Origin of the sequence: Neisseria sicca 4320 (assembly GCF_000193735.1) — a bacterium.
Taxonomy (GTDB): Bacteria; Pseudomonadota; Gammaproteobacteria; order Burkholderiales; family Neisseriaceae; genus Neisseria; species Neisseria sicca_E.
Genome location: NZ_AEPF01000040.1, coordinates 1 through 11,528 on the forward strand (window position 1 = coordinate 1; position 11,528 = coordinate 11,528).

The window sequence follows — 11,528 nt, forward strand, 5'->3', positions numbered from 1 at the left end:
CAAAAAAGGTCGTCTGAAAACCAAAAAATCGGGTTTTTCAGACGACCTTTTTGTATTGATCAACACTTATTTTTCCATTTTCAAGCCGAAGTGCAGGTAAGCGCGTTCGGTCGCCATTCTGCCGCGCGGGGTGCGTTGCAGGAAGCCTTGTTGGATAAGGTAGGGTTCGATAACGTCTTCGATGGTGTCCGTGGATTCGCCGATGGCGGCAGCAACGTTGTCAAGACCGACGGGACCTCCGCTGAATTTGTGCAGGATGGCTTTGAGGAATTTTCTGTCCATGACGTCCAAACCTTGCGCATCCACATCCAGCATGCTTAAAGCGGCATCGGCGACGACGGCATCGATTACGCCGTTGTTTTTTACATCGGCAAAATCGCGCACGCGGCGCAACAGGCGGTTGGCGATGCGGGGTGTGCCGCGGCTGCGTTTGGCAACTTCCATCGCGCCTTCTTCACCCATGTCGAGTTGCAGTAATTGGGCGGAACGGCTAACAATCGTGGCAAGATCTTGATTTTGGTAAAACTCCAAACGGGCAACGATGCCGAAACGGTCGCGCAGCGGGTTGGTCAGCATGCCTGCGCGGGTGGTTGCGCCGACGAGCGTGAAGGGCGGAAGGTCGATTTTGACGGAACGGGCGGCAGGGCCTTCGCCTATCATGATGTCGAGCTGGTAGTCTTCGAGCGCGGGATAGAGGATTTCTTCGACGACGGGGCTGAGGCGGTGGATTTCGTCGATGAACAATACGTCGTGCGGCTCGAGGTTGGTCAGAAGGGCGGCAAGGTCGCCGGCGCGTTCGAGGACGGGGCCGCTGGTTTGGCGCAGGTTGACGCCCAGCTCTTTGGCGATGATGTGCGCCAACGTGGTTTTGCCCAGCCCGGGCGGGCCGAAGAGCAGGGTGTGGTCTAGGGCTTCGCCGCGTTTTTTGGCGGCTTGGATGAAGATGGCGAGCTGTTCTTTGGCTTTGTCTTGCCCGATATAGTCGTCCAGCGTTTTAGGGCGCAGGGCGCGCTCGAGCAACTCTTCCTGCGAGGAGATGCTTTGGGCGGTGATGATGCGCTGGGGCTGGGCGGCGGTAAGGTTGTCGGTTTGCAGCATGGGTTTTCCGGTGGGTTTGGGGTCGTCTGAAAAGCGGTTTGCTGTTTTCAGACGACCTTTTGAAAGTGGTTCAGCCGCGTGTTTCACGCCAAACGAGGTAATCGCGCAGGGGCGGCATGGGCGGGTTGATGCAGTGGGGGCAGATGCCTGTGGTGTCTTCGTCGTCGCTGTCGATATGGTAGGCATTGGGATCGAAGCGCACCTGCTGCATCACCGCCTGCGCCAATGCCTGCGCCTGAACGACGTCGAAGCTGAATTTTTCGAGGATTTCGTTCAACAGGCGGATTTCGCCTTCACTGAATTCTACGCTGTGTTTGAGGATGAGGCGTTGGTAATCTTCGTTGTTGATTTTAGGCAATAAATCGGTCTGAATGGTCATGATTTTTATGGTTGGAACTAAATAGCTGAGAGGCAGATTATAGCGGATATGGCGGCGGCTGTTTCAAAGCCTCGGTTGGATATCGTCCTCAAAACTTTAAAACTGGCTGCATTAGGCGTTTTAATGTCTTTCTGTTTTGTCTTGCGCCGCCCGAAACGCTTTTTGCAGCGGGGCGATTTGTGCCAACCGCTCCCGGTCGATTTCTTCGGCGATAAGGTGCGCTTTTTCCTGCGCGCGGCATTCGGCGGCGATTTTGCCCGAATCCACTTGGTTGGCGGCTTCGAGCAGGGCGAGCCAGTGCGCGCGTTGCGGGTAGGGCGTATTTTCGCGGTTCAGACGGCCTTGCGTATCGGCAATGCAGACGTTTAAGGTCGCTGCGAAGCGTTCGGGTCGTCTGAAAGCGTCGGTTTTTTTCAAAACGTTCAGAATGGTTTTGCTTTTGAGTTCGTCGGCTTTATGGAACATGATGTGCCAGCGGCAGACCAGTTCGGCAAGCTCGGCGCAGTGTCTCGGCGCACGCAGCCGCTGATTGACTTCGCGTACGGGTTCGACGCCGGCGAGGTCGTGTCCGTGGTGTTTGGGCAGGATTTCGGGCGGGGTTTTGGCTTTGCCCAAGTCGTGCAGCAGGGCGGCGTAGCGTTCGGGCAGGCTCAGACCCATGTCGGCGGCGCGTTGCAGCGTCATCAGGGTATGGATGCCGCTGTCGATTTCGGGATGATAGTCGGCGCGTTGAGGCACGCCGAAAAGCGCATCGACTTCGGGCAGCAAGACTTTGAGCGCGCCGCATTCACGCAACACTTCAATCATCTTTCGCGGATTTTTTTCCATCAAGCCTTTTGCCAACTCCTGCCAAACGCGTTCGGCAACCAAAGCGTCCGCTTCGCCGTTTTCCACCATTTGCCGCATCAGTTTCATGGTTTCTTCAGCGATTTCAAATCCGTAGCGCGCGGCAAAGCGGGCGGTACGCAGGATGCGGACGGGGTCTTCGGCAAAGGCGGGGGAAACGTGGCGCAAAATGCCCGCCGCCAAATCCTGTTGTCCGCCGAAGGGGTCGATGATGAGGTCGTCTGAATCCTGCGCCATCGCGTTGATGGTCAGGTCGCGGCGCATCAAATCCTGCTCTAGCGTAACATCTTTGTCGGCATGGAAACTGAAACCGGCGTAGCCCTTGGCGGTTTTGCGTTCGGTACGGGCGAGGGCGTATTCTTCGTGGGTTTCGGGGTGGAGGAACACGGGAAAATCTTTGCCGACCGGCTGGAAGCCTTGCGCCAACATAGTTTGCGCGTCAGCACCGACGACCACCCAGTCGCGGTCTTTAACGGGCAATCCCAAAAGATAATCGCGGACGGCACCGCCGACGAGGTAGATTTTGATGGTGTGTGTTTTCTGAGTCATTGAATTGGTCTTTGGTAACAATCAGAATGTATAGTGGATTAATTTTAAACCAGTACGGCGTTGCCTCGCCTTAGCTCAAAGAGAACGATTCTCTAAGGTGCTGAAGCACCAAGTGAATCGGTTCCGTACTATCTGTACTGTCTGCGGCTTCGTCGCCTTGTCCTGATTTTTGTTAATCCACTATATTGAAGCTTGGTCAGATGGGCATTTTGTCTGCCGTTATGTGAATAAAGGTCGTCTGAAAAACGATTTGGCGAAATCCGCTCTATATGGTAGCGAAACGTGCTGTACTCGTTTTCAGACGACCTCGTGGCAAAACAAAAGGTTTATTTTGCCGCTTTGTTGCCGTCGACAATCTTCAGTCCGGCGGAAACCAGACTGCCGATGTCGGCGACGTTGGCGGGCATGATCAGCGTGGTACTTTCTTTTGCCAGATTGCTGAATGCTTCGACATATTGCTCTGCAACTTTCAGGTTGACGGCTTCGGAGCCGCCCTCTGCGCGGACTGCCTCGGCAATTTTACGGATGGCGTCGGCGTTGGCTTCGGCAACCAGGCGCAGGGCTTCGGCTTCACCTTGTGCGCGGTTGATGCGGGCGATTTTTTCACCGTTTGACGCGTTGATGGCGGCTTGCGCTTCACCTTCGGACTGTTGGATTTCCGCTTCGCGCTGACCGCTGGCAAGGTTGATTTGCTCGATTTTGCGGCCTTCGGATTCGGCGATGCGGGCGCGTTTTTCACGTTCGGCGGTAATTTGCGCCTGCATAGAACGCAGGATTTCTTGCGGCGGAACCAAGTCTTTGATTTCGTAACGCAATACTTTTACACCCCACGCGCCAGCCGCTTCGTCGAGCGCGGAAACGACGATACTGTTGATTTCGTCGCGTTCTTCAAACGTTTTGTCCAACTCCATACGACCGATAACCGAACGCAGCGTGGTTTGGGCGAGCTGGGTAATCGCCATGATGTAGTTGCTGGAGCCGTAGGAAGCCAGTTTCGGGTCGGTTACTTGGAAATAGATGATGCCGTCAACGGTAAGCTGTGTATTGTCTCGGGTGATACAAACTTGGCTGGGAACGTCCAAAGGCACTTCTTTGAGCGAGTGGCGGTAGGCAACGCGGTCAACGAAAGGAATCAGGATGTTCAGACCGGCAGTCAGCGCATTGTGGAATCTGCCGAGGCGTTCGACGACGTAAACTTCCTGTTGCGGCACCACGATAAACGACTTGAAGCCGAAAATCACGACGACAATCAGCAGGATGACGGGGAAGCTGTATAAAAATTCCATTGTTTTTCCTTTTAAACCACAACAGGGCGGGTTACTGAATCAATTTAAACGAATGAGTAAAACATTACCGTTTTTACCGGTAATCACGGCGGTGGAGGTCGTCTGAACGGCGTCGGCATTTTCAGCCCGCGCCTGCCAGTGCGTTCCCCGATAAGAAACTTCATAACAATCGCCGTGAAGGCGGCGGAGGATTTGAACGGTCTGTCCGATGTCCAAATCATCGTTCAATTCTTGGCGTGGCGCAGTTTTTTTGAATTTACTGTGTACCACCCAGATACCGACGGCGGACAAAACGGCTGCCGCAGCAACGGCAATCGAAGTATCGCCGATCAGCCAATACACCAAACCCGCACCGAACAGAGCCGCACTGACCACCAAGAGATACACGGTGCCGATGAATAGCTCGACAATCAGGACGGCGGCAGCGGCAATAAACCAAGCGGTCATGCGGGATTCCTTTCATTATCAATGTGTAGGGACAGGCTTCATCATAGCCGTATCGTAGATAATATTCAAACGGCTCTGACTCGGGAAAGGTCGTCTGAAAAGGGGGAAGGCCGCTTTCAGACGACCTTTACTTTATATGAGCCTCAATCCTCTTTTTTCTCCAACGCGGCAAAGGCGGCCTTCATGGTCGGGTTTTTGCGCACCAGTTTTTTTGACGGTCAGGTCGGTCGCTTTGTTATTGGCAAGGCGCAGGTTGTTTTCTGAAGAGAGCAGGGCCTCTTTGGTTTTTTGCAGGTGGCTGATGGTTTTGTCGATCTCATCGATGGTGGTTTGGAACTTGCGGCTGGCGAGTTCGTAATTGCGGGCGAAGTCGGTTTTGAACTTGTCCAAGTCTTCTTCAAAGTGCGTGATGTCGATGTTTTGCGCGCGCATTTGTGCCAATTCTTGTTTGTATTTCAATGAATTGAGCGCGGCGTTGCGCAGCAGGGAGACGATGGGGATGAAGAATTGCGGGCGCACGACATACATTTTCGGATAGGCATAGGACACGTCGACGATGCCGTTGTTGTAGAGGTCGCTGTCGGCTTCCAAAAGTGAGACGAGGACGGCGTATTCGCAGTTTTTTTCTTTGCGGTCTTTGTCCAACTCTTTGAAAAAGTGTTCGTTTTTCTTTTTGGTGGCGGTTTCGTCGTTTTCGTTTTTCATCTCGAACATGATGGAGATGATTTCGTTGCCTTCTTCGTCGGTTTCGCGGTAGATGTAGTCGCCTTTGCTGCCGGTTTTGGCATCGTTGTCCTTGCCGAAGACGGCTTGGGGAAAGGCGGTGGTGCGGATGCGGTTGAATTCGGTTTCGCAGTGCTGCTCTAGGCTTTCACCTATCATTTTGGTGGACTGTCTGGCTTTGAAGTCTTTGTAGAAGGCGATGGTTTCGTCTTTTTGTTTGAGTTCGGCTTCGTATTTTTCGCGCAGGCTTTGTTTTTCCAACTGGTTTTCTTTCGATTGCAGCATGAGCTGGGTGTTCAGATTGCTCAATTCGCGCTCTTTTTCGGCAACGGCTTTGGTGATTTCCAGCTCTTTTTCCATGTTTTTCGCCGTTTCCAGCGATTTTGCCTGCGCTTTCAGTTCTGCAATCAATTTATCTTGTTCGGCGATTTGCGCTTTCAGACGACCTTCGATTTCGGCGGCGGCAAGTTTGCTGTCTTTTTCGTAGGCGTTGATTTGGTTGGATAGGGCGGCGATTTCGTGGTTTTTGTCGGCTAGGATTTTGTCGAACTGATTTTGTGCCTGCGCTTGGGCAAGCTGCATATCGCTTTGAAACTGCATCTGCGCCTGTTGCAGGCGCTCGTGGATTTCGGTTTGAAATTCTTGGGTGCGGACTTGGTTCAGGATGTCGGCGTAACTGGCTTCGTTGACGGTAAACGCGGTGTGGCAGTGCGGGCATTTGATTTCGTGCATGGTGGGTTTCCCTTTTATTTGAGAGTGGGATTTTAGCAGAAAGGTCGTCTGAAAAAGTTTTAGCAAAACTCGCTGCGCACGTTTTGGCGAAACCCTTACGGGTTTTCAGACGACCTCGTCACTTTAAATTCAATCGCAAGCTGCGTTGCCGACATCGAGACGGAAATCGTGAAACTCGTTGAGTGTGCTGCGGTGTCCGATGCTGATGATGATGCTCTGCGGCAGTTTTTGTTTCAGTGCGCGGTAGAGCAGGGCCTCGGTCGGTTCGTCCAAGGCGGCGGTGGCTTCGTCAAGCAGGATGACTTTGGGCTGCGAGAGCAGGGCGCGGACGAAGGCGATGCGTTGCAGTTCGCCTGGGGAGAGTTTGTGTTGCCAATCGTCAATTTTATCTAATTTATCAACGAGATAATCTAAGCGGCAGGTGTTCATGGCTTCAGCTAACTCGGGATGCTGTTTGTCGATGTCGGGGTAACAAATCGCGTCGCGCAGGCTGCCTTGCGCCGTGTAGGGGCGTTGCGGCAGGAAGAGGATGTCTTGATGCGGCGGACGGCTGACTTTGCCGCTGCTGCCAAACGGCCAAAGTCCCGCCAGCGCGCGCAGAAGCGAGGTTTTGCCGCAACCGCTCGGACCGCGTATCAGCAGGGAGTCGCCGCTTTTGAGGTTGACGTTGATGCCGCTCAACAGGATTTCGCCGTTGTGGCGGAACAGGGCGACGTTTTCCAACGAGAGGTCGTCTGAAACTTCGGTAATGTCGGGTTGCTGCGCGCTGTGTTGTTCTTCCGTACTCAGCAAAAAGCCGTACAGACGCTCCAATCGGGCGCGGTAGGCGGTGAATTTGTTGTAGAACATCCGAAAGAAGGACAGGGCGTTTTGCAGTCGGGCGAAGGCTTGGACGGTCTGCTGGATGTCGCCGATTTTGATTTGCCCGGCAAACAGGCGCGGGGCTTGCAAAATAATGGGGAAGAGCTTGATTCCGTTGGTAAACATATCATTAAAGCCGCTTAAGCAGATGCTTTGGCGGGCGATGCGCCAACGGTTGCGGATGATGGCTTTGAAGCGGTTGGCAAGCTGGTCGTGTTCGTGTTGTTCGCCGCTGTAAAACGCCACACTTTCGGCGTGGTCGCGTACGCGGATGAGGGAGTAACGGTAGTCGCCGTTGAGCTTTTCGTTTTCATAATTGTAACGAATCAAAGGGTTGCCTATCCACATGGCGATAAAGGTCGCCAAAATCACAAACATATAGACAAACCAAACGATGCCGTGCGGAATGTCGAAACCGAACACGGTCAGAATGCCCGCCAAGCCCCACAAAACAACGGCAAATTCCAGCGAGGTAACGACCGAATTGACCATGCCGCGCACAAATTCTATGGTTGAGGCGATGAAATCCTGTGCGTCCTGTTGGATACGCTGGTCGATGTTGTCCGGCGCATGGCGGCGCATTTGCAGGCGGTAGTAGTTTTTGTCGGCAAGCCAGCGCGTTGTCAGCACTTCATTGAGCCGCTCCGACCATTTAATCGCCAAGCCTTGATCGAGAAAGTCGTTGACGACGTTGTTAAACGCCCGCACCAACACCACGCCCGCGTTCATCGCGGCAAACATCCAAAACGCGGAGGCGTTCAAATCCTGCATCGAGTCGTAAAGCCCTTTGGACATAAAGGTACTCAATACATTCAGCCGTACTTCGGTCAGCAGCAGCGCAATCATCGCCGTAATCAGCAGTAAGACTTTGACCGCGCTTTTCGGCGTCAGGCACAGCCGCAGGATATAGGCGAACTCGCGCCCGAAGCGCGTTTTACGTGCCAAAAACAGAATCACCGCCGAGGCGGCGGCGACCATCAATAAGGTCTGTAACAGCCAAGACGGCGTGGAATAAAGCTCGATTTGCCATTTTTGCATTGCGTTATCTCTTTAGTCAGATGAATCAGACGGCAGGCAGAGGTCGTCTGAAAACTGAATTTGTCATTTGTTTGTAGGGTTTGAGGTAAAAATTGAGAGAGTGTTGTATTTTTTGTTTTTACAAATGGTTCTCATAACGAAGTATAGAAGTGCGGAATATTATCAAATATAATCGTGTAACAAAATTACTTTGTGATTTTTAACACGCTTATTGCAACAAAAATAACCCACCTCAAAAACAGAAGGAATTTATGAACAGCAAATTAGCCCTGATGCCGCTTTTGATTGCGAGCGCATTTTCTTATGCCGCCGATGAAGCGACACCCGAAACCCCTGTGCAACAGCAGTTGCAGGAAGTCAATGTCCGCGCCGACGCCAAACGCGTCAAAGCCGCCCGTTCTTACTCCATCGCCAGCGACGGCGACTTGCGCGACCGCGTGAACTTGGGCGTATTGGGCAAAGCCAATGCCTTTACCGCGCCGATTACCGTCGTCAACTACGACGAACAAGCCCTCAACAACACCGAAGCGCGTACTTTGGTGGATGCCGTAGCGAAAAAAGACGCTTCCGTTTGGCAGTTCGGCGGCGAAAGCAACACGCTGACCGGCCTGTATTTCCGCGGTTATCAGCTTGATGCGCGCCAATTCAGCGTCAACGGTTTGGCAGGTATGTACGGCACGCAAGGCACAGCCAGCGTGCAAGTCGGCTCCGCACAACTGATTAAAGGCGCGTCCACCGCCGTAAACGGCATGGACCCTGAAGGCGCGGTCTCCGGTTCCGTCAATATCGAGACCAAAAAAGCCGCCGATGAAGGCAACCGCAAAATCGGTTTGGGCTGGTTCAGCAACAACCGCGCCCAAGGTACGTTCGACTTGGGTCAACGCTTCGGCGAAAACAAAGAATTCGGCGTGCGCGCCAACGGCAAACTGCGCCACGGCGACACCCCGCGCCACGGTTACAGCGAAGACAATAAAGAATTTGCCTTGAATGCCGACTATCGCGGCGAAAAACTGCGCGTGGCGTTCGATTCCATCTACGCGAAACGCAAAACCAACGGCGGCCGCGCGCGTATGCAGGATATTCAAAACGCCAGCGGCCGCTTGTTTGACGCGCCTGAAGGCAAAGTGAATCTGGCGCCGAGCTGGCAGGCTCAAAACACGCGCGGTCAGACCAATATGCTGACCTTCGAATGGGATGCGTTTGAAAATGCCCAAATTACAGGCGGTATCGGCTACAACAATGCGCGCTATTATGGTAATTTCGCCTCTCCGACCGTTACGAGCAGCGGTTTGACCTACAATTCAGGTCGCGCACGTTTGACCGACCAGCGTTTCAAAACGCTCAGTATGAATCTGACTGCACGCGGCGAATTTGAAACCGGTCCGGTAAGTCACAACTGGAGTGCCGCATTTGACCGTATCGACCGCAAACGCACCACTTATCAAGGCGCACGTCAAACACGAAGCAGCGTTATCGATCCGAGCCTTGATATTCCGACCCAATTGGCAAAATTGGATTCCAACTTAGGAACGGCATGGAGTGCAACGCCTTCAGTGGATACCGTGATCAAAGTAAATAGTTTGGCGGTATCTGACACGCTGGGTTTTGCCGACAACAAATACCGCCTCACTTTGGGCGGACGTTTCCAAGCCGTCGAGCAGAAAAACAAATTAAACGGCCGCAAAGCAGATGCGAGCCGTTTCAGCCCGATGTTGATGGCGGCATGGGTTCCGCAGCCTGACTTGGTGGTTTACGGCAACTATATGGAAGATTTGGAGCCGTCCGACATCCGTACCGATGATGACGGTCATGTAACGATGGCAGATCCGCGCGTCAGCCGTCAGTTTGAAGTCGGCGTACGCAAAAACTGGGGCGATTTCGTAACGACGCTGAACGCATTCCAAATCAAACGTCCGGGTTACTGGCGCGGTAATACGACTTCAGGTACTGACTTCGCAATGCGCAAAAATGCAGGCTTGGCTTATAGCGGTTCCGAGCAAGGCATGGAACGCAGCCGCGGTATCGAGTTCAATACCTATGCCAATTTGTTGAACAAAACCCTGCGTCCGAGCTTTGGTTTGATGTATCTGCAATCGACCGTAAAAGATTATCCGAATTTCGCCGATAATTTGGTTAACGGCGTACAAGTCGCCAACCCGCGCGTGATTGCCAAAGCGGGCGTGGAATGGGACACCCCGTTTGCCAAAGGCTTGACCTTGAACGGCAACGTTTCGTACTTCGGCAAGTCTTATCAAGACACGCAAAAACAATACGCCTTCCCATCCTACACCTTGGTTGACGTAGGCGCCCGCTACAAAACCAAGCTCGGCAAAAATACCCTGACCGTCAGCAGCTCGGTGGAAAACCTGTTCAACAAAAACTACTGGCAGGTACAGCGCGGCCAATACGACCGCAGCTTCGCCGTCGTCGGCATGCCGCGTACCTACTGGCTGAAAGCGGAATTGGATTTCTAATATCCGAACAGGCCAACCGGCAAAGACAAGGGTCGTCTGAAAATACCAATCAGGGTTTTCAGACGACCTTTACTAAAAAGCAAGCATTGTGATGGTAAATATTTTGGTTTAAAATTGCACGTTTGCTCTAATCCGGCATTACCTATCCACAGGCGAGACAGGTCGTCTGAAAACCCTCTTAAAACCATCATCCGCCCGACCCGCGCGCTCAGACGGATTTACCGACAGGAAACTCAAATGGCAGCATTCAATACCCAAAAAGTATTGTTCGTACACCACTGGACGGATGCGTATTTCACCTTTACCTGCACCCGCGACGAATCGTTGCGCTTCGAAAACGGCCAATTCGTCATGGTCGGATTGATGGTGGACGGCAAGCCGCTGATGCGAGCATACAGCGTCGCCTCCGCCAACTGGGAAGAACACCTCGAATTTTTCAGCATTAAAGTCCAAGACGGCCCTCTGACCAGCCGCCTGCAACACCTTAAAGTCGGCGACGACGTGTTAATCAGCAAAAAACCGACCGGAACCTTGGTTGCCGGCGACCTGAATCCGGGCAAACACCTTTACTTGTTGAGCACCGGTACCGGCATCGCCCCTTTCTTGAGCATCACCAAAGACCCAGAAATTTACGAGCAATTTGAAAAAATCATCCTCGTACACGGCGTGCGTTACAAAAAAGATTTGGCGTACTACGACCGCTTTACCAAAGAATTGCCCGAACACGAATACCTCGGCGACTTGGTTAAAGAAAAACTGATTTACTACCCGATCGTTTCCCGCGAAGACTACGAACACCATGGCCGTCTGACCGACCTGATGGTAAGCGGCAAACTGTTTGAAGACATCGGACTGCCCAAAATCAACCCGCAAGACGACCGCGCCATGCTGTGCGGCAGCCCTGCCATGCTGAAAGACACCTGCAAAGTTCTGGACGATTTCGGTCTGACCGTCTCCCCGAAAACCGGCGTACGCGGCGACTACCTGATCGAACGCGCGTTTGTGGATCAATAAGGTTTTTGTTTTTTTAAAGATAGATATAGTGGATTAACTTTAAACCAGTACGGTGTTGCCTCGCCTTGCCGTACTATCTAT

The 11,528-nt window shown here is 52.9% G+C and carries 8 protein-coding genes and 1 pseudogene; 2 read left to right on the plus strand and 7 right to left on the minus strand.

The window, feature by feature from the left end; translation table 11 throughout:
• Positions 1–66: 66 nt before the first annotated feature.
• The 7 genes and pseudogenes from ruvB to NSCA4_RS0103180 all read right to left on the minus strand — a co-directional run bounded on the left by ruvB (position 67) and on the right by NSCA4_RS0103180 (position 7,959).
• Positions 67–1,098, minus strand: coding sequence for a Holliday junction branch migration DNA helicase RuvB (gene ruvB / locus NSCA4_RS0103150; RefSeq protein ID WP_016686789.1), 1,032 nt, complete (start codon positions 1,096–1,098; stop codon positions 67–69).
• A 70-nt stretch (positions 1,099–1,168) separates the two neighbouring features.
• Positions 1,169–1,477 carry a hypothetical protein gene (locus tag NSCA4_RS0103155; protein ID WP_016686790.1) on the minus strand — a complete coding sequence of 103 codons (309 nt, stop codon included), beginning with the start codon at positions 1,475–1,477 and terminating at the stop codon, positions 1,169–1,171.
• 120 nt (positions 1,478–1,597) lie between these two features.
• Complete coding sequence (locus NSCA4_RS0103160; RefSeq protein WP_029609479.1) at positions 1,598–2,851, minus strand: multifunctional CCA addition/repair protein; 1,254 nt, start codon at positions 2,849–2,851, stop codon at positions 1,598–1,600.
• 347 nt (positions 2,852–3,198) lie between these two features.
• Complete coding sequence (locus NSCA4_RS0103165; RefSeq protein ID WP_003743103.1) at positions 3,199–4,158, minus strand: SPFH domain-containing protein; 960 nt, start codon at positions 4,156–4,158, stop codon at positions 3,199–3,201.
• A gap of 39 nt (positions 4,159–4,197) precedes the next feature.
• The gene (locus NSCA4_RS0103170) at positions 4,198–4,605 is read right to left on the minus strand and encodes an NfeD family protein (protein WP_016686792.1); all 408 of its coding nucleotides are present in this window, start codon (positions 4,603–4,605) and stop codon (positions 4,198–4,200) included.
• A 143-nt stretch (positions 4,606–4,748) separates the two neighbouring features.
• Positions 4,749–6,060 (minus strand): annotated as a pseudogene (locus NSCA4_RS12730) (DUF2130 domain-containing protein).
• 129 nt (positions 6,061–6,189) lie between these two features.
• Positions 6,190–7,959, minus strand: a complete 1,770-nt coding sequence (locus NSCA4_RS0103180; RefSeq protein ID WP_016686793.1) for an ABC transporter ATP-binding protein/permease — start codon at positions 7,957–7,959, stop codon at positions 6,190–6,192.
• Positions 7,960–8,210: 251 nt separating this feature from the next.
• On the opposite strand from NSCA4_RS0103180, the gene NSCA4_RS0103185 reads away from it, so the two are divergent.
• Together NSCA4_RS0103185 and NSCA4_RS0103190 are read left to right on the plus strand one after the other, a co-directional pair.
• Positions 8,211–10,433 carry a TonB-dependent receptor gene (locus NSCA4_RS0103185; protein WP_016686794.1) on the plus strand — a complete coding sequence of 741 codons (2,223 nt, stop codon included), beginning with the start codon at positions 8,211–8,213 and terminating at the stop codon, positions 10,431–10,433.
• A gap of 237 nt (positions 10,434–10,670) precedes the next feature.
• A complete protein-coding gene (locus NSCA4_RS0103190; protein WP_016686795.1) occupies positions 10,671–11,447 on the plus strand; it encodes a ferredoxin--NADP reductase in 777 nt (258 codons plus the stop codon).
• The last annotated feature ends 81 nt before the right edge of the window (positions 11,448–11,528 follow it).